At 59.2% G+C, this 16,254-nt stretch carries 20 protein-coding genes; 14 read left to right on the top strand and 6 right to left on the bottom strand.

Annotation, left to right across the window (positions count from 1 at the left end):
- Positions 1–31 precede the first annotated feature (31 nt).
- The 4 genes from MRBLRC7O_RS13790 (at position 32) to guaA (ending at position 3,309) form a co-directional block, all read left to right on the top strand.
- On the top strand, positions 32–484 hold the full coding sequence (locus MRBLRC7O_RS13790; protein WP_003503873.1) for a TspO/MBR family protein: 453 nt from the start codon (positions 32–34) through the stop codon (positions 482–484).
- A 79-nt stretch (positions 485–563) separates the two neighbouring features.
- Positions 564–1,013: a PaaI family thioesterase gene (locus MRBLRC7O_RS13785; protein WP_003503875.1), complete on the top strand. Its 450-nt coding sequence runs from the start codon at positions 564–566 to the stop codon at positions 1,011–1,013.
- Positions 1,010–1,648, top strand: coding sequence for a 5'-methylthioadenosine/S-adenosylhomocysteine nucleosidase (locus MRBLRC7O_RS13780; RefSeq protein ID WP_003503877.1), 639 nt, complete (start codon positions 1,010–1,012; stop codon positions 1,646–1,648). The genes MRBLRC7O_RS13785 and MRBLRC7O_RS13780 overlap by 4 nt, the downstream gene beginning before the upstream one ends.
- Positions 1,649–1,731: 83 nt before the next feature.
- A complete protein-coding gene (guaA, locus tag MRBLRC7O_RS13775; RefSeq protein ID WP_003503879.1) occupies positions 1,732–3,309 on the top strand; it encodes a glutamine-hydrolyzing GMP synthase in 1,578 nt (525 codons plus the stop codon).
- A 74-nt stretch (positions 3,310–3,383) separates the two neighbouring features.
- On the opposite strand, the gene MRBLRC7O_RS13770 is transcribed toward guaA, so the two are convergent.
- Both MRBLRC7O_RS13770 and MRBLRC7O_RS13765 read right to left on the bottom strand, forming a co-directional pair.
- Positions 3,384–3,872 (bottom strand): hypothetical protein, encoded by a 489-nt coding sequence (locus MRBLRC7O_RS13770; protein WP_003503881.1) that lies wholly within the window; start codon positions 3,870–3,872, stop codon positions 3,384–3,386.
- 143 nt (positions 3,873–4,015) lie between these two features.
- Positions 4,016–4,594 (bottom strand): TetR/AcrR family transcriptional regulator, encoded by a 579-nt coding sequence (locus MRBLRC7O_RS13765; RefSeq protein ID WP_003503884.1) that lies wholly within the window; start codon positions 4,592–4,594, stop codon positions 4,016–4,018.
- Positions 4,595–4,956: 362 nt separating this feature from the next.
- Here MRBLRC7O_RS13765 and MRBLRC7O_RS13760 point away from each other — a divergent pair, with 362 nt between their 5' ends.
- Together MRBLRC7O_RS13760 and MRBLRC7O_RS13755 are read left to right on the top strand one after the other, a co-directional pair.
- Positions 4,957–5,658 carry a methyltransferase family protein gene (locus tag MRBLRC7O_RS13760; protein WP_174041793.1) on the top strand — a complete coding sequence of 234 codons (702 nt, stop codon included), beginning with the start codon at positions 4,957–4,959 and terminating at the stop codon, positions 5,656–5,658.
- 91 nt (positions 5,659–5,749) lie between these two features.
- A complete protein-coding gene (locus tag MRBLRC7O_RS13755; protein ID WP_003503887.1) occupies positions 5,750–6,466 on the top strand; it encodes a 2'-5' RNA ligase family protein in 717 nt (238 codons plus the stop codon).
- A 202-nt stretch (positions 6,467–6,668) separates the two neighbouring features.
- Here MRBLRC7O_RS13755 and MRBLRC7O_RS13750 read toward each other — a convergent pair whose 3' ends face one another.
- Positions 6,669–6,836 carry a hypothetical protein gene (locus MRBLRC7O_RS13750; protein WP_003503889.1) on the bottom strand — a complete coding sequence of 56 codons (168 nt, stop codon included), beginning with the start codon at positions 6,834–6,836 and terminating at the stop codon, positions 6,669–6,671.
- 234 nt (positions 6,837–7,070) lie between these two features.
- Between MRBLRC7O_RS13750 and MRBLRC7O_RS13745 the strand changes: the two genes are divergently transcribed.
- The 3 genes from MRBLRC7O_RS13745 (at position 7,071) to MRBLRC7O_RS13735 (ending at position 9,235) form a co-directional block, all read left to right on the top strand.
- A complete protein-coding gene (locus tag MRBLRC7O_RS13745) occupies positions 7,071–7,418 on the top strand; it encodes an ArsC family reductase (RefSeq protein ID WP_003503890.1) in 348 nt (115 codons plus the stop codon).
- A gap of 12 nt (positions 7,419–7,430) precedes the next feature.
- Positions 7,431–7,907 carry a Cys-tRNA(Pro) deacylase gene (ybaK, locus tag MRBLRC7O_RS13740; RefSeq protein ID WP_003503892.1) on the top strand — a complete coding sequence of 159 codons (477 nt, stop codon included), beginning with the start codon at positions 7,431–7,433 and terminating at the stop codon, positions 7,905–7,907.
- Between the two features lie 89 nt (positions 7,908–7,996).
- The gene (locus MRBLRC7O_RS13735) at positions 7,997–9,235 is read left to right on the top strand and encodes an aminopeptidase (protein WP_003503894.1); all 1,239 of its coding nucleotides are present in this window, start codon (positions 7,997–7,999) and stop codon (positions 9,233–9,235) included.
- Between the two features lie 6 nt (positions 9,236–9,241).
- Here the strand turns inward: MRBLRC7O_RS13735 and pecM are convergent, their stop codons facing one another.
- Positions 9,242–10,105 carry a 4-hydroxybenzaldehyde efflux transporter PecM gene (pecM, locus tag MRBLRC7O_RS13730; protein WP_003503896.1) on the bottom strand — a complete coding sequence of 288 codons (864 nt, stop codon included), beginning with the start codon at positions 10,103–10,105 and terminating at the stop codon, positions 9,242–9,244.
- A gap of 81 nt (positions 10,106–10,186) precedes the next feature.
- On the opposite strand from pecM, the gene MRBLRC7O_RS13725 reads away from it, so the two are divergent.
- The 3 genes from MRBLRC7O_RS13725 (at position 10,187) to MRBLRC7O_RS13715 (ending at position 12,761) form a co-directional block, all read left to right on the top strand.
- The gene (locus MRBLRC7O_RS13725; protein ID WP_003503904.1) at positions 10,187–10,687 is read left to right on the top strand and encodes a MarR family winged helix-turn-helix transcriptional regulator; all 501 of its coding nucleotides are present in this window, start codon (positions 10,187–10,189) and stop codon (positions 10,685–10,687) included.
- A 108-nt stretch (positions 10,688–10,795) separates the two neighbouring features.
- Positions 10,796–11,503, top strand: coding sequence for a FadR/GntR family transcriptional regulator (locus MRBLRC7O_RS13720; RefSeq protein ID WP_003503906.1), 708 nt, complete (start codon positions 10,796–10,798; stop codon positions 11,501–11,503).
- A gap of 55 nt (positions 11,504–11,558) precedes the next feature.
- Positions 11,559–12,761: a mandelate racemase/muconate lactonizing enzyme family protein gene (locus MRBLRC7O_RS13715; protein WP_060722801.1), complete on the top strand. Its 1,203-nt coding sequence runs from the start codon at positions 11,559–11,561 to the stop codon at positions 12,759–12,761.
- On the opposite strand, the gene xseA is transcribed toward MRBLRC7O_RS13715, so the two are convergent.
- On the bottom strand, positions 12,762–14,360 hold the full coding sequence (gene xseA / locus MRBLRC7O_RS13710; protein ID WP_003507481.1) for an exodeoxyribonuclease VII large subunit: 1,599 nt from the start codon (positions 14,358–14,360) through the stop codon (positions 12,762–12,764). It lies immediately after the preceding gene.
- Positions 14,361–14,548: 188 nt separating this feature from the next.
- On the opposite strand from xseA, the gene MRBLRC7O_RS13705 reads away from it, so the two are divergent.
- Positions 14,549–14,791, top strand: coding sequence for a hypothetical protein (locus MRBLRC7O_RS13705; RefSeq protein ID WP_003507480.1), 243 nt, complete (start codon positions 14,549–14,551; stop codon positions 14,789–14,791).
- A 12-nt stretch (positions 14,792–14,803) separates the two neighbouring features.
- Positions 14,804–15,175, top strand: a complete 372-nt coding sequence (locus MRBLRC7O_RS13700) for a hypothetical protein (protein ID WP_003507479.1) — start codon at positions 14,804–14,806, stop codon at positions 15,173–15,175.
- On the opposite strand, the gene MRBLRC7O_RS13695 is transcribed toward MRBLRC7O_RS13700, so the two are convergent.
- Positions 15,172–16,155 carry a Gfo/Idh/MocA family protein gene (locus MRBLRC7O_RS13695; RefSeq protein WP_080865746.1) on the bottom strand — a complete coding sequence of 328 codons (984 nt, stop codon included), beginning with the start codon at positions 16,153–16,155 and terminating at the stop codon, positions 15,172–15,174. The genes MRBLRC7O_RS13700 and MRBLRC7O_RS13695 overlap by 4 nt on opposite strands.
- Positions 16,156–16,254 lie beyond the last annotated feature (99 nt).

Below are 16,254 nucleotides of genomic sequence, written 5' to 3'. Positions count from 1 at the left end.
ACAAAAGCATGGTCGGCGCATTGGATGCGTCATGAAAAACCTTACCGTGTACATTGTTTTCGTAGTTGCAGTTGTTGCCGTTGGAGCGCTGATCGGCGTCAACAATGTGCCGGGCGAATGGTATCAATCGCTGCAGAAACCATTCTTCAATCCACCCAACTGGATTTTCGGGCCGGTCTGGACGGCGCTTTACGTGTTGATCGGCATTGCCGGCGCCCGCACCTGGATCAGGAAGCCGATGGGGACGCGTATGCGCCTCTGGTTCACGCAGATGATACTGAATTTCCTGTGGTCGCCGATCTTTTTCGGCATGCAGAGCCCGGCAGGCGCACTCGTCATCATCATCCCCATGCTGATCTGCATCATCGCCTTCATGGCGCTGACCTACCGCCGTGACCGCATATCGATGTGGCTTTTTACGCCCTATGCGCTGTGGGTCGCCTTTGCCACGGTGCTCAACGCAAGCATCAGCATGCTGAACTAATTCGGCTGCAAGCCCTTGCCTTGCCCGCCGCCACGCGCCATGTCAGTCTGCGACAGGGCAGAAGGCAGGCAGGTAAGCCATGGAGATCACGGATCCCGGCGATTTTCGTCAGCGGATAGAAAGCAGCTTTGCGCGCCAGGGCGTGGTGCAGGCGATCAACGCCGAGATCACCCGTATCGAACACCGGCTGGTGGAAATCGAACTGCCTTTTCATGAAAAGCTGACGCAGCAGCACGGCATATTACATGCGGGCGTCATCGCCGCCGGTCTGGATACGGCCTGTACCTATGCGGCCTATACGATCATCGAGCCTGACGCCTCACTGCTGACCATCGAGTTCAAGGTCAACCTCATGTCGCCCGGGCGCGGTGAGCGTTTCCTGTTTCGTGGCGAAATCATCAAGCCCGGAAACAACCTGATCGTCGCCGATGGCCGCGCTTATGCGCTTTCGGACGGGCCGGCAAAGCTGATCGCCTCCATGACCGGCACGATGATGGTGGTGAAGGGTCGCGAGGATATTACCGGATGAGCTACCGGCTTTTGCATGTTGCGGATAAATCCGTCCTCTTCGTCATGGCGGCTTCCGCCGAATACGGCCCCCATCTACAGGCCCGCATTGCGCCGCTGATGACCGGCGTCGGCCCGGTCGAGGCTGCGATTTCGGTAACGGCCGTTCTTGCCGGTCTCGATGCGGCAGACCATTTGCCCGACCTCGTCGTTTCTCTCGGCTCTGCCGGTTCACGCACTCTCGACCAAACGGGCGTCTATCAGGCGATTTCGGTTTCGTATCGCGATATGGACGCCTCCGCCTTCGGTTTCGAAAAGGGTCGCACGCCCTTTCTTGACCTGCCGGCCGATGTGCCATTGCCTTTCCTCATACCCGGCATTGCCGAGGCACGTCTTTCTACCGGCGCCAACGTGGTTTCCGGTGCGGCCTATGGGGCGATCAACGCCGACATGGTGGAAATGGAAACCTACGCTGTGCTCCGTGCCTGCCAGCGCTTCGGCGTACCGCTTGCCGGTCTGCGTGGTATTTCCGATGGCAAGGCGGATGTGAACCATGTGGATGACTGGACGGAATATCTGCACATCATCGACGAAAAGCTGGCGGAGGCCGTCGACGGGCTTTGCCGCGCCATTGAAGACGGTACGATCGCCCTTTGAAACCTTGCGATTTTCGCAAATTTCCGCTGTTTGACACCCGCTTCCGGGTTGCCTAAAGCCGCCATTTTCTTTAAAGGCTCGCCATGACCCAGATAGCCCATCCCGACAGCATTCTCATCATCGATTTCGGCAGCCAGGTGACGCAGCTGATTGCGCGCCGCATCCGCGAAGCCGGGGTCTATTGCGAAATCCATCCGTTTCAGAATGCCGCAGAGGCGTTTGAGAAGCTTCAGCCCAAGGGCGTGATCTTCTCCGGCGGCCCCGCATCCGTGACGGCGGAAGGAAGCCCGCGCGCGCCGCAGGCGGTGTTTGACAGCAAGGTTCCGATCCTCGGCATCTGCTACGGCCAGCAGACGCTCTGCACGCAGCTCGGCGGTGTCGTCGAGGGCGGCCATGCGGCGGAATTCGGCCGGGCCGATATCGACATCAAGAAGGCAAGCCCGCTTTTTGAAGGCTTCTGGGAACAGGGCAAGAGCTATCCCGTCTGGATGAGCCATGGCGACCGTGTAACGAAGCTGCCGGAAGGTTTCGAGGTCATCGCAACCTCCGAGAACGCGCCTTTCGCCATCGCCGCGGACGAGACCCGTCACTACTACTCCACCATGTTCCACCCGGAAGTGGTGCATACCCCTGACGGCGGCAAGCTGCTCTCCAACTTCGTGCACAAGATCGTCGGGCTTAAATCCGACTGGACGATGGCGGCTTATCGCGCCGAGATGATCCGCAAGATCCGCGAGCAGGTCGGCACCGGCCGCGTGCTCTGCGCACTCTCCGGCGGCGTCGATTCTTCGGTTGCGGCTATCCTCATCCATGAGGCGATCGGTGACCAGCTCACCTGCGTTTACGTCGACCATGGCCTGATGCGGCTTGGTGAAAGCGAGCAGGTGGTCGGCATGTTCCGCGACCACTACAACATTCCGCTTGTTCATGTTGACGCCGCCGATCTGTTCCTCGGCGAACTCTCGGGCGTTTCCGATCCGGAAGCGAAGCGCAAGACCATCGGCCGCCTGTTTATCGAAGTCTTCGAGGCCGAAGCGGCCAAGATCGCCGCCGACGGCAAGGGTGCTCCGAATTTCCTCGCACAGGGCACGCTTTACCCTGACGTCATCGAGAGCGTCTCCTTCTCCGGCGGCCCCTCTGTCACCATCAAGAGCCACCACAATGTCGGCGGCCTTCCCGAGCGCATGAACATGCAGCTCGTGGAGCCGCTGCGTGAACTTTTCAAGGACGAAGTACGTGCGCTTGGCCGTGAACTCGGCCTGCCGGACAGCTTCATCGGCCGCCACCCCTTCCCAGGTCCTGGTCTGGCGATCCGTTGCCCCGGCGCGATTACCCGCGAGAAGCTCGATATTCTGCGCAAGGCCGATGCGATCTATCTCGATGAAATCCGCAAGGCTGGTCTTTACGACACCATCTGGCAGGCTTTTGCCGTGCTGCTGCCGGTGCAGACCGTCGGCGTCATGGGCGATTACCGCACCTATGACTTCGTCTGCGCGCTGCGCGCCGTGACCTCGGTAGACGGCATGACGGCGGATTTCTATCCCTACGACATGAATTTCCTCGGCCGCGCGGCAACCCGCATCATCAACGAAGTGCGGGGCATCAATCGCGTTGTCTATGACGTGACGAGCAAACCGCCCGGCACGATCGAGTGGGAATAGGACTATAATCGACACAGTGGCGTTGCTACCGCAACGCCGCCATGTCGAAGGCAGTTTAAACGATGACGCCGCGACTAGTTCGCTGCGTTTCTGTTTTGTCGTGTGAGATAGATCATCTGGGCGGCCAGGCCGACCACGAGGATCGCCAGCAACCCTGCCTGAACACCGAGAAGCAGCGGTGATTTCAGGTCCGTAACCAGAGGGTGACCGTCCGGAACACGACGCAGGATTTCGCTGGCCGTCGGGACCATCAAAAGAAACGCAGTGATGCTGAGACAGATGGTTTCAATATATCTGGCCAGGCGCGTTGAACCAAGAACGCGTTCGATGCCGTAACCTGCAAGCAGGAAAAGGATGGTCAGGACGCCAACGCCATAGCTGATCGGCTGATGCGCGACGAGGAAGACCGTCGCAGCTCCAATCAGCATGGAGACAAGATAGAGGGTGCCCGGCGCTGATCGCGGAACGATTCGACCGTAGCGGGCAAACATGTAAATGGCGGCGGGAATGGCCGGCAGGCTTCCAAGTGTATGGATCCAGCCAAGCGGAGAAATTCCGAACATGAGAGATTGCCTTTCTTGTCCAAAAGGACGGGGTGGTCCAGGAAGCAGACTGTCATCGACAAATCTGCCAGCTTAATGCTGTCTGTTGTTTCGGTGGCATGCCGCCCGGGCCACGCCTTCACGTTCCCCGCGAGGCTCCGATTTTAAGCGGTCATGCGCTCCAGCAGGGGGCGGGTTATTGCACCAAAAGTCGTCGCATTACCGTGGGCACGGGCGGAAAGCATCGCGCCGTGCACGGTGGCCATGAAGATTTCAGCATTGGCTCTGGCAGTTCCGCTCAGCGCGATGCGCCCCTGGGCAACGCCGCGTTCCAGAACGGTGGTGAGCCAGTCCGAGAGACTTCGAAAATGCGCGCGCACTTCAAGAGCGACTGCTTCAGGCAGAACCGGAATTTCACTGGCGAGCAAAGCGCAGACGCAGAAGGGATGAGTGGCCTCGGCGATACAGCCCTCCCAATAGCCGATATAGGCGCGAAGCTGTTCGAGCGGGTCGGAAACGTTTCGCTCCAGTTCGGCGATCCCGGCTTCCGCCTCCTGCCTGTATTGCGCAACCAGTTTTTGGACCAGATCGGTCTTGCTGGGAAAATGGTGGTGAATGCTCGCATTGCGAATACCGACCACAGCGGAAATATCGGCATAGCTGAAACTGTTGTAGCCGCCCTTTATGATCAGGGAGCGTGCGCAACGAAGAATTTCATCCGCTTTGGTTTGTGGATTTTTCATAGTAATTACCTACCAACTAGTAGGTAGAATGTCAACCCGAAGCCGTTTGCCTTATGGCTGCTGACGGAATCCCGCCGGAAACCAGATGTGCGCGGGGCCGATATTACTGGACGTACCGACCGCCGAAAGCGACTAAAAGATGAACCACCAAACAGTGATCGCCCATTCCGGTCCGCAAGCAGCTGTCGCGCGGTCGGCTAGACCCGAGACCGCTTATGCGTTTGACTTTCTGCGCTTTTTTGCCAGTATTCGACCGTCTTTCGCAGAGTACCGCCGGCCCCGCACCGCTTTAAGGGGTGTAATCAGTCCACCAGGACAGGCTGCCGTTCGTCCTATCGAGGACAATAGAAGGAAGCCCATCGATGACATCCGATGCCGATCCGAAGCCTATGTCACGCGCCGCCGCGATCCTGTACGCCATCAGTTTGCCGCTGGGCCTGATGGCCTTGGTTTTTCTGCCTACGGGCAGGATCAACTGGTGCCCGGGCTGGATTTTCGTCGTGGTCGTCGTCGTTTCTTTTGGCCTTTCCGCGCTGGTATTGGCGCGTGTGAACCCGGTCATTTTCCGCGCGCGCAGCCGGTTCCAGCCGGGCACCAAGAAATGGGACCTGATTCTGGTCTCCGTGATCCTTTTGGCTTTTTTTGCTGAAATCCCGGTTGCGGCATTCGATGCCGGCCGGATGGAGTGGTCTGCCGTGCCGTTTTGGGTCGTGCTGCTCGGCTACATCCTGCTTGTCGGCGGTATTGCGGTTACGGCCTGGGCCCAGGCCGTCAATCCGTTCTTCGAGCCCGGGGTCCGCATCCAAAGCGAGCGCGGGCAGCGGGTGGTCACGTCGGGCCCATACCGTATCGTGCGCCACCCCGGTTACACGGCCGCAATCGGCATGTTCACTGGCATACCGCTCGCATTGAGTTCCTGGATAGCCCTGCTCCCCGCGGCTTTGGCCATCGTGCTGCTAATCATCCGTACCGGCTTGGAAGACCGCCTGCTGCAGGCCGAATTGCCCGGTTATTCTGAATATGCCCGTCAAAGGCGCTATCGGCTGTTTCCCGGTATCTGGTGAACGTCGCAAAGCTAATGTTCTCTTTTTGTTCTTTCAATTTTAACCGGTGATGGTAATATCGCGGCCCTGGCAAAGGCCATGGAGCATCGTCATGAGTTTCGAGTTGGCAGAGGAAGGAGGCTCAAAGCAGCTTTGCTTCGAAGGGTGGGAGTCGGAGAAAATACGGCGTTTCAATCCGCGATTAAGCAGCAAGCTCCTGATCATGGTGAAACCGCCGGCAGCCTTGGCGGAACGAATTTTTGCCGATGCGTCGTGCCATGCTGCGGGGCGGACGAAGCGTGAGGCCTATCCGCCGGAGCTTCTGCATATAACCCTGCTCTGTGTCGGATGTTTTGAGACCGTGCCTCACGGGCTGGTACATCGGCTGAAGGCGACGCTCGGGGAAATCAAGGCGCGGCCCGTTCCGATCACATTCTATGGATCGTCGCTCTTCGGCAATCGCAACAGTCTGGTGCTACGCAGTGGCAGCGAGATGCAGGAGCTTAAGGCTCTGGCGAAGATGGTGCAGCGCTCCCTTAGGCGAGCAAACCTGCCCTATGTCGCCGCATCGTCTTTTACACCGCATCTCACCATGATCTACGGCTGCGGGAAAATCGAGCTGATGCAGGTTGAGACACCATATAGCTGGCTGGCGGGGAACTTCGAACTTGTGTTCAGTCACAATGGCGAAACGCGGCATGAATTGCTCGAGCGCTTCGCACTTTCGCCGAAAGCAGACCGTTATGAGCGGCCTGAAAGCCAGTTACATTTGCCGGGGAAAGTGATCGGACCTTCGAAACGGCCGATGCAAAGGGTGGCGATGCGGTAAGATGCACCCGAAGTGGCATAGCACTTCCCACGCCGATAGTCGTTTCCGCATCCGCTGTTGAAAGCTATACGGAACCTTGTTTTGCGAAGCCGGGGCGCTTTTCGCGCCATCCGCGTATCCACCGCGCCCGTCGAAAACCGATCCGGTTGTCGATCCTGAGCGCAAGCGAGGCGGTATCGCCTCGCAACGGATAATGGCCAGCTTAGAGCTGTACCTTGTCGAAAGCCTTACCGTCGATACCGAGAGCTTCGAGATCGGCACGGGCGGGCTTGCGATGTGCGCGAACAGCGGCCGAAACCGAGAGCGCTGCACCGAGAACGGCGAAAGTTTCACCGAAGAAGTTACGCGATGTCTTTGCAACCTGACGCATTTTTCTCTCCATCTTTGATGCCCAGATAATGGGCATTTCGGCCCCGTTCTACAACTCATGATGTAGCAGGGAAGCCATGCAGCTTTGCTCGCGCTCGTTCGGATATCAGCCATTGCGATTTTGCATGACTTAGCATCAAGACGGGGCAAATGCGCAGGGGCAATTCAGCGGGCGGGTTGAATAAGGCGGATATTTTGTTATGCCGGAGAGCTTGAAGACAAAGAGGCTGGCAGCATGACGATCACCATTTACGGCATCAAGAACTGCGACACGATGAAGAAGGCCAGAAGCTGGCTGGAGACCCATGGCGTCGACTATTCTTTCCATGACTACAAGGCGTCGGGCATCGACCGCGCCCATCTGGAAACATGGTGCGATGCCGCGGGCTGGGAAACGGTTCTCAACCGCGCCGGTACGACCTTCAAAAAACTCGACGACGGCCAGAAGACCGATCTGAACCGTGAGAAGGCTATCGCGCTGATGCTGGAGCAGCCCTCCATGATCAAGCGTCCGGTGCTGGAGGCGAAGGGCAAGATAACTGTCGGTTTCAAGCCTGAAACCTACCAGACCCTTTTTGCGTGACTGCAACCTGTCATGTCCAAAACAACACGCGCCACCCAGATGCTGACCAAGGCAGGCGTTGCCTTCACCACTGTCACCTATGATTACGATCCGAATGCAGACCGCATCGGTCTGCAGGCGGCCGAGGCGATCGGTGAGCCACCGCATCTGGTGCTGAAAACGCTGATGGCGGAACTGGATGGCAAGCCGGTCTGCGTCGTCGTCCCTTCGGATCGTGAGGTCAGCATGAAAAAGCTGGCCGCCGCCTTCGGAGGTAAATCCGCCAGCATGATGAAGCCTGCCGATGCGGAGCGCGCCACCGGTTACCATGTCGGCGGCATCAGCCCTTTCGGGCAGAAAAAACAGGTGCCGACGGCCATCGAGGCCGGGGCGATGACGCATGATTATGTCTACATGAATGGCGGGCAGCGTGGCTTGCAAGTGAGGCTTTCGCCCCGCGATGCCCAAATGGCGCTGGAGGCCATTGCCGCACCGCTGGTCGCCGATTGAAGCGCCGGAGGGCATGCCTGAAAGCATTTGGCTTTCGGGAGGAATGGGCTATGGTCGGCGCCTCCGATTGAAATAGACGAAGGCAGATCATGACCGTTTCTCCCATCGATCCCGTCAAACTCGAAAAACTGGCCGAAGTCGCCATCAAGGTCGGCCTGCAATTGCAGAAGGACCAGGATCTGGTGATTACAGCGCCGCTGGCAGCCCTGCCGCTGGTGCGATTTTTGACCAAACACGCCTATCTGGCGGGTGGCGGACTGGTCACCACCTTTTATTCCGATGAAGAAACCACGCTTGCGCGCTATCGCCATGCCAGTGACGCCAATTTCGACCGGGCTTCCGGCTGGCTTTATGAGGGCATGGCAAAGGCTTATGCCAATGGCGCAGCGCGGCTGGCGATTGCCGGCGACAACCCCATGCTGCTGGCCGAACAGGACCCGGCCAAGGTTGCCCGCGCCAACAAGGCCAACTCCACGGCATACAAGCCGGCGCTGGAGAAGATTTCCAATTTCGACATCAACTGGAACATCATCTCCTATCCCAACCCGTCTTGGGCAAAGCAGGTCTTTCCTGATGTGACGGAAGACGAAGCGGTCCGCAGGCTTGCCGACGCCATCTTCGCCGCCTCGCGGGTGGATCTGGCCGATCCGGTCGCGGCGTGGGCGCAGCATAATGCCAATCTCGCCAAGCGCTCGGCATGGCTGAACGGCGAACGTTTCGCTTCGCTGCATTTCACCGGCCCCGGCACGGATGTGAAGATAGGCCTCGCGGACGGTCACGAATGGCATGGCGGCGCCTCCACCGCCAAGAATGGTGTGGCCTGCAACCCGAATATCCCGACTGAAGAAGTGTTCACCACACCACATGCGCTGCGCGTGGATGGTTACGTCTCCAGCACCAAGCCGCTCTCGCATCAGGGAACGCTGATCGACGATATCCAGGTGAAGTTCGAGGCGGGCCGTATCGTCGAAGCCAAGGCTTCCAAGGGCGAAGCTGTATTGAACAAGGTGCTCGACACCGATGAGGGCGCGCGGCGTCTGGGCGAAGTGGCGCTGGTGCCGCATTCCTCACCGATTTCGGCAAGCGGCATCCTGTTCTACAACACGCTGTTCGATGAAAATGCCTCGTGCCACATCGCGCTCGGCCAGTGCTATTCAAAATGCTTCCTTGACGGCGCCTCGCTGTCGCAGGAGCAGATCACGGCGCAGGGCGGCAATTCCAGCCTGATCCACATCGACTGGATGATCGGCTCCGACAAGGTGGACATTGATGGCGTGAAGCCGGATGGCTCCACGGTTCCGGTGATGCGAAAGGGCGAATGGGCCTGACGGGACCTATCTCGGCAACTGACTGCGCTGACTGAGCCAGATGCTGAAAAGCACCGCGACGAAACCTGCGATCTGTGCTGGCGTGAGGCTTTGGCCAAGCGCCAGCCAGCCGAGCAGGGTTGCAACGACCGGGCTTAGAAAACCGAGCGATGCGGCGGCGGGAGGTTCGATACGGGTCAGCCCGCGGAACCACAGAAAATAGGTCAAGGCGGCGCCGATAAGACCCAGATAGGCCATGCCGAGAATATTGGCCGCTGTCGGTGTCGGCAGGGCCGGTTCCAGGAAATAGGCAACCGGCAGCAGCAGGATACCGCCCGCCGTCAGTTGCCAGGCGGTAAATGTGAGGTTCGACACCGGCGGCCGCCATTTGCGGGTCAGCACCGTTCCGAAAGCCATGGATACGGCACCGGCAAGACCTGCTGCCACCCCGATACCATCCAGCGCAGCACCCGGCGCCAGAACCAGAAGAGCGACACCGACAATACCCAGAAAACCGGCCGCGATGGCCAGCGGCCGAACCGGTGCTGCGAGAAACAGCCGGGAGAGGCCAATCACGATCAGGGGCTGGACCGCGCCCACCGTTGCCGCCACGCCACCCGGCAGCCGATAGGCTGAAACGAAAAGCATCGCCCAGAAGAACGAGAAATTCAGCGCCCCCAGAATGAAGCTGCGCGGCCACCAGATGCCCTGCGGCAGCTTTCTCACGAAAAGCAGCAGGAGCAGGCCGGCCGGCAATGCGCGCAGCATGGCGACATGCAGGGGATATCCCTGCGGTAAAAGTTCCGTCGTGACGAAATAGGTGGTTCCCCAGATGGCCGGGGCAAGGGCGGTCACCAGCACATCGGCGGCATAGGTCGTATTTTTCTTCATTTCAAGAATCTCTATATCAAGATAAATGCAATCTAGCTGATTTTATCTTGACGTCAAGATACCAGTTGTTATGCCTTGGGGATGAGCAAAGAACCGTTTGACCGCGTCGATCACATTCTGGCGCAATGGCACAGGGAGCGGCCCGATCTCGACGTCGGCCCCATGGGGCTCCTCGGGCGCTTGAACCGTCTCACCACCCATCTCGGTCGAGAGGTGGAGGCGGTGCTGCTGAAGCATGGGCTTTCCTCCTCCGCTTTCGATGTTCTGGCGACATTGCGGCGCTCCGGTTCGCCCTACCAGCTCTCCCCCGGCGATCTGCTTGCCATGGCGATGGTAAGCTCCGGCACCATGACCAACCGCATCGACCAGCTTGAAAAAGCGGGGCTGGTGGAGCGCATACACAACCCGAATGACCGGCGCAGCGTCCTGATATCGTTGACGGAGCGGGGGTTTGCCATTGTCGAGGAAGCGGCCGGCGCTCACGTCGAAAACCAGCACCGCCTGGTTGCCGGCCTCAGCGAAGAAGAGCGTGCGACGCTGAACCAACTGCTGAAACGGTTTTTGCGAGATTTCGAAGAATAGGTTTTCCGGGCCTGGCAAACACGCAATGGCCGCGTGATGGCGCTTGTTTCGCCCCAGAAAATCCTGTAAGCAATTTTCCATAAACCTGTACTACAGGTTGGAGGAAAAATGTATAACGCCATTTCCCACGAAACCGGTCTCGTCAGCAGCACGATCGGCGCGATCACCCGCCACATCAGGGAAAACGAACTTGCCCCCGGCGCGAAACTCCCCAGCGAGCTTTCGCTCTCACAGCAGCTCGGCGTCTCCCGTACCGTCGTTCGCGAGGCCTTCAGGTCTCTGTCCGCCATGCGGCTGATCGATGTCAGCGCCGGCAAGCGCGCCACGGTGGCGACACTGGATCATGGTGCGATGTCATTGATGTTTGAACATGGCATTCACACCGAACAGATCAACATCCAGCAGATCTACGATGTGCGCCGTACGATCGAAGTTAGAACCGTAACTTTGGCAGCGCTGCGGCGAACGGATGCGGAAGCGCTCACCATTCTCGACCATGCCAACAATATGGAGCGGGATTTCGGCGACAACGACAAGGTCATGGAACACGATCTTGCCTTCCACCTCGCCGTTGCCAGAGCGTCGAAAAACCCGGTTTTCGAACTTATTCTCGGCGCCTTCCAGAATGTGACGCGCCAGACATGGCCGATCGGCTGGAAAAGCCGCACATCCGACGCGCAGCGCCATGCCGCAGGTGAACTTCACATCGCCATCGGACAGGCCATTGCCGCAGGAGACCCGCAAACGGCCTCAACGCTGATGGCGCGGCATTTCGATGAAAGCGTGCACGCGCTTCTGGCGGCCGGCATCGCCTGATTTTTTTCAACACAGTTCCAGACGGAACACGACTTGCCTCTGGAGGAGACACTTCATGAAAATTACGAAACTTGAGACCGTCCGCGTGGCGGAACGGGCAAACTTGCTCTGGGTTCTGGTCCATACGGATGAGGGCATTACCGGGCTTGGCGAAACCTTCTATGGCGCCGAGACGGTGGAAACCTATGTGCACGAATATATCGCACCCCGCGTGATCGGCCGCGATCCGCTGCAGATTGATCTTCTGGCGCAGGACCTCGTCGGTTATCTCGGTTTCCGCTCTTCGGGAGCGGAGGTACGGGGCAATTCCGCTTTCGATATCGCGCTGTGGGATATTTTCGGCAAGGCCACCAACCAGCCGATCGCCCAGCTTCTCGGTGGTTTCAGCCGCAAGGAAATCCGCACCTACAACACTTGTGCGGGCACCGAATATATCAAGAAGGCCACCGGCCAGCAGACAGCCAATTATGGCCTGTCCGGCGGCAAGGATTATGACGATCTGAACGGCTTCCTGCACCGGGCCGACGAGCTGGCCCACTCGTTGCTCGAAGACGGCATCACGGCCATGAAGATCTGGCCCTTCGATGCGGCGGCGGAAAAGACGCGTGGCCAATATATTTCGATGCCGGACCTGAAAAGCGCGCTCGAGCCTTTCGAAAAAATCCGCAAGGCGGTGGGCGACAAAATGGATATCATGGTGGAGTTTCACTCCATGTGGCAGCTTCTGCCCGCGATGCAGATCGCCAAGGCGCTCACCCCCTACCAGACCTTCTGGCATGAAGACCCGATCAAGATGGACAGCCTTTCCAGCCTGACCCGTTATGCCGCCGTTTCGCCAGCACCTATTTCCGCATCCGAGACGCTCGGTTCCCGCTGGGCCTTCCGCGATCTCCTGGAAACCGGTGCTGCCGGCGTGGTGATGCTTGACATCAGCTGGTGCGGTGGGCTTTCCGAAGCGCGCAAGATCGCTTCGATGGCAGAAGCCTGGCATCTGCCGGTCGCGCCGCATGATTGCACCGGCCCGGTGGTGCTCTGCGCCTCAACGCATCTGTCGCTTAATGCGCCGAATGCGCTGGTGCAGGAAAGCGTGCGCGCCTTCTACAAGACCTGGTATCGCGATCTCGTCACCGCATTGCCGGAAGTGAAAAACGGCATGATCACCGTGCCGCCAGGTCCCGGCCTTGGCATGGAGCTGCATCCCGATATCGAAAAGACCTTCACCGTCAGCCGCCGCTTTTCGGATGCGGCGTCGATCTGATCAGAACAGATTGCCTTGATCCGTCGGGCCAGAAGAAGCCGGTTTTGCCGGCTTCTTTTTTGGCGCGGCTGACGTATCCGAGGGCGGCGTCCCCTCTCCGGTTGTGATGGCAGAAACGCGGCCATCGGCAAATTCCATCGATACCGCAGCACCAGACGCGATGGCGGCAGCACGGGTCAGCGGCCGGTTCTCCTCATCGCGGATGACGGCATAACCGCGCTTCAGCACGTTCTTATACGACAGCGATTGCAGAATGCGGTCATGGGAGGCAAGGCCCGCGCGGTTCTGCGTCATGCGGTGCAGCACGGCTGTATCGGCGCGGCGTGCAGCAGTGACAATGCGTTCCTTCTGCCGCTCCAGCTGGCCGAGTAGCCGGGCGGGAAGCGAACGCAGCGAAGAATCAAAGGCATCGACACGGCCTTTTCCCTGCAGCAGGCGGCGCTCAACCAGGGTCTCGGCCCGATGCATGCGCTCGGTAATCCGCTGCCTGTGCTGTTTGAGACCGTTCAGCAGGGTTTCCGGCCTGAGACCCGAGGCTGAACGTTCGAAGGCGCGGCGTTTGTTCAGCGTGGTCAATTCCAGTCCCCGCCCGAGACCGCTCGCGGCCTCATCAAACCGGCGGCGCGGCAAAGCGAGAAGCTGATCGAGCGAGGGCAGCGCCCGCACCAGCGCCCGCACGCCCTGACGGCGATTGTCCATCTGCCGCGATACCGAGCCGGAAAGGCGCGCGGCAAGGCCGGAAAGCTGCGCTTCCAGCTCGGCCCGCACCGGCACAGCCATTTCGGCGGCCCCCGTCGGCGTCGGCGCGCGAACATCGGCGGCATAATCGATCAAGGTCGTATCGGTCTCATGCCCCACGGCGGAAATCAGCGGGATTTTGCTCTCGGCAGCGGCACGCACGACGATTTCGTCGTTGAAACTCCAGAGGTCTTCCAGACTGCCGCCGCCACGGGCGACGATCAGTACATCCGGCCGTGCAATTTCACTACCGGGTTGAAGCGCATTGAAGCCGCGAATGGCGTTCGCCACTTCCTCGCCCGAACCTTCGCCCTGCACCTTGACCGGCCAGACGACGACATGCACGGGAAAGCGATCCGAGATGCGGTGAAGAATATCGCGGATGACTGCGCCCGTCGGCGAGGTCACGACCCCAATGACGCGCGGCATGAACGGCAGGCGACGCTTGCGTTCCGCATCAAACAACCCTTCCGCCGCCAGACGTCGACGGCGATCTTCGAGCAACGCCATCAGCGCGCCGGCACCTGCCGGTTCGAGGCTTTCTATGACGATCTGGTATTTCGAGGAGCCGGGAAAGGTGGTGACCTTGCCGGTGGCGATGACCTCCATGCCTTCTTCCGGGCGGAACTTCAGCCGCGAGAACGTGCCTTTCCAGATCACCGCATCGATACGGGCGCGGTCGTCCTTCAGCGAGAAATAGGCGTGCCCTGAAGAATGCGGCCCACGATAGCCGGAAATCTCGCCGCGCACCCGCACCTGCTCGAAAGCCGTCTCCACCGTGCGCTTGATGGAACCCGACAGTTCGGACACCGAGAACTCGGCAAGATTGCTCAATGCTGCGTGGGAGAAGATATCGCTCATGCCCGTTTGTAACCAAAACCCGTCGATTCGGAAATGCCGGCACCGGCCCGGCCCATTTTAACGGCGATGAAACCATATCCTCAACTAACGAGTTAGGAAAATGGGGATTGGAGGAGAAAACAAGGGTTCGTTAGGGAAGACAGCGTTACGTCTGTCCCAGGCCCGGCAACCAAAGAGGAGGCGGCATCATGATTTTTCTTACCGCCACAGTGCTCGGCGTAACCGCAGTTGCGTTGCGTTCGGTTTTCAGCATCGTTTTCATCTGCATGATGATTATCGGTGCCTATGGCGTGGCGATTGCACTTTCTTCCACGGCCGTGCCCCTGATGTCGCTGCTTCTGGCGCTTGCCGGTTACAATTTCGGTGTCGTGGGTGTCGTTATCAGCCTTCTGGTGCTGCAGCGCCCACGTTCCACCCAGCCAACCCTCTAAAAGTCCACGGCCTTGAGGCTTCCGCACTTTGCGCTGACCGAGATTTGCGGACTGGCCACTGACCTCACCGTTACCTGTGTGCTTATTTTCTATCTCGGCGTCGATCCGCTTGCCGCCCGTTTGCCGGGCGCGGCAGCGGGGCTTGCAACAAGCTGGCGGATGAACCGTTCGAATGGTGAGGCATCAGCCGCACTGAACAGCTTTCTGACAAATGCCGTCACGCTTACCTCGCGTATCGTCAGCGTCGGGCTGTTTGCCCTGCTGCAATGGCGCAACCCGCTGGTGCAGCCGCTCGTCCCGCTTGCCTTTTCAGCACTCGCAGCACTGTTGCTGGCGCTTTACGGCTATTGGCGGCTTCAAAGGCAACGGCAAGAGCCGGATTAAACCGTTTCCCACCCGTCCTTTTCCGCCGCCCGGTAAATGGCGTCGATGAAAAGCTGGTTCTTCCTCGAGTTTTCCAGCGTAACGACTTCGCCCTCACCCTTCGCAGCACGGGCAAAGGCCTCCGCCTCCAGCTTATATTGGCGGCTATCCTGAAACCGGAAGATTTGCGACTGGTTATGGGCCTGATTGGTCAGCTCGATCTCTTCCGCACCCCAGCGATTGGCGTTGAAGGGAGATTTGACCTCGATGTAACCGTCAGTGCCATGGAAAACCATCAGCTGGCGGGCGGCAAGCTGTGTGGCCAGATAAAAACTCAGTTCGAAACCGCCGAAATCGGCCCTGACGCTGGAATAGATATCGGTGCCAAATTCCGTGTCGCGCTCGACGGTGGCCTGCACGCGCCTCGGCTCCACACCGGTGACGAAGCGGGTCACGATGGTGGGGTAGACGCCGATATCGGGCAAGGCCCCGCCACCCAGTTCGGGAATATTGCGCATATTGCCGGGATCGCGGTTGAAATAGCTGAAAGCGCCCTGCACATGCTTCAGTGTTCCGATCGCGCCCGAGGCCAGCAACTCCTTCACCTTGGCCCAGACCGGCGCATAGGTGACCATGAAGGCCTCCGAGATGACAACGCGGTTGCGGTCGCGCGCGGCGATGAGGGTGTCGATCTCCTCTGCCTTCAGTGCAATCGGCTTTTCGCACAGAACGTGTTTGCCGGCATCGGCGGCCTTGATGGTCCACTCCACGTGCTGCGATGTCGGAAGCGGAATGTAAACCGCGTCGATGGCATCGGAAGCCAGCATTTCCTCATAGGAACCGAAGGCGTGGGGCACGGAAAAACGATCCGCCACCGCGCGCGCCCTGGCGAGATCCCGGCTGGCTATGGCGCTGACCACGCAGTTCTGCGCATCCTGTATCGCCGGAATGACGTGATCCTGCGCGATTTTCGCCGTTGAGATTATTCCGAAACGCAGCATTCCGTTCTCCTGCTCTGCCATTCAGCGGAAACTTACCACCGTCACACGTCATGGCAAGCCGCAGGTGCATGACAGAATACGATATGGCTGAATTTGTCC

The organism is Agrobacterium radiobacter (assembly GCF_040801995.1).
Classification (GTDB): Bacteria; Pseudomonadota; Alphaproteobacteria; order Rhizobiales; family Rhizobiaceae; genus Agrobacterium; species Agrobacterium radiobacter.
Note: the sequence above shows the minus strand (reverse complement) of the source record. Positions and strands in the feature narration are given on the sequence as shown.

Excerpts from the sequence above, each read along its gene's own strand:
- MRBLRC7O_RS13790 (WP_003503873.1), top strand. The coding sequence starts at position 32 with ATGAAAAACCTTACCGTGTACATTGTTTTCGTAGTTGCAGTTGTTGCC.
- MRBLRC7O_RS13785 (WP_003503875.1), top strand. The coding sequence starts at position 564 with ATGGAGATCACGGATCCCGGCGATTTTCGTCAGCGGATAGAAAGCAGC.
- MRBLRC7O_RS13780 (WP_003503877.1), top strand. The coding sequence starts at position 1,010 with ATGAGCTACCGGCTTTTGCATGTTGCGGATAAATCCGTCCTCTTCGTC.
- guaA (WP_003503879.1), top strand. The coding sequence starts at position 1,732 with ATGACCCAGATAGCCCATCCCGACAGCATTCTCATCATCGATTTCGGC.
- MRBLRC7O_RS13770 (WP_003503881.1), bottom strand. The coding sequence starts at position 3,872 with ATGTTCGGAATTTCTCCGCTTGGCTGGATCCATACACTTGGAAGCCTG.
- MRBLRC7O_RS13765 (WP_003503884.1), bottom strand. The coding sequence starts at position 4,594 with ATGAAAAATCCACAAACCAAAGCGGATGAAATTCTTCGTTGCGCACGC.
- MRBLRC7O_RS13760 (WP_174041793.1), top strand. The coding sequence starts at position 4,957 with ATGACATCCGATGCCGATCCGAAGCCTATGTCACGCGCCGCCGCGATC.
- MRBLRC7O_RS13755 (WP_003503887.1), top strand. The coding sequence starts at position 5,750 with ATGAGTTTCGAGTTGGCAGAGGAAGGAGGCTCAAAGCAGCTTTGCTTC.
- MRBLRC7O_RS13750 (WP_003503889.1), bottom strand. The coding sequence starts at position 6,836 with ATGCGTCAGGTTGCAAAGACATCGCGTAACTTCTTCGGTGAAACTTTC.
- MRBLRC7O_RS13745 (WP_003503890.1), top strand. The coding sequence starts at position 7,071 with ATGACGATCACCATTTACGGCATCAAGAACTGCGACACGATGAAGAAG.
- ybaK (WP_003503892.1), top strand. The coding sequence starts at position 7,431 with ATGTCCAAAACAACACGCGCCACCCAGATGCTGACCAAGGCAGGCGTT.
- MRBLRC7O_RS13735 (WP_003503894.1), top strand. The coding sequence starts at position 7,997 with ATGACCGTTTCTCCCATCGATCCCGTCAAACTCGAAAAACTGGCCGAA.
- pecM (WP_003503896.1), bottom strand. The coding sequence starts at position 10,105 with ATGAAGAAAAATACGACCTATGCCGCCGATGTGCTGGTGACCGCCCTT.
- MRBLRC7O_RS13725 (WP_003503904.1), top strand. The coding sequence starts at position 10,187 with ATGAGCAAAGAACCGTTTGACCGCGTCGATCACATTCTGGCGCAATGG.
- MRBLRC7O_RS13720 (WP_003503906.1), top strand. The coding sequence starts at position 10,796 with ATGTATAACGCCATTTCCCACGAAACCGGTCTCGTCAGCAGCACGATC.
- MRBLRC7O_RS13715 (WP_060722801.1), top strand. The coding sequence starts at position 11,559 with ATGAAAATTACGAAACTTGAGACCGTCCGCGTGGCGGAACGGGCAAAC.
- xseA (WP_003507481.1), bottom strand. The coding sequence starts at position 14,360 with ATGAGCGATATCTTCTCCCACGCAGCATTGAGCAATCTTGCCGAGTTC.
- MRBLRC7O_RS13705 (WP_003507480.1), top strand. The coding sequence starts at position 14,549 with ATGATTTTTCTTACCGCCACAGTGCTCGGCGTAACCGCAGTTGCGTTG.
- MRBLRC7O_RS13695 (WP_080865746.1), bottom strand. The coding sequence starts at position 16,155 with ATGCTGCGTTTCGGAATAATCTCAACGGCGAAAATCGCGCAGGATCAC.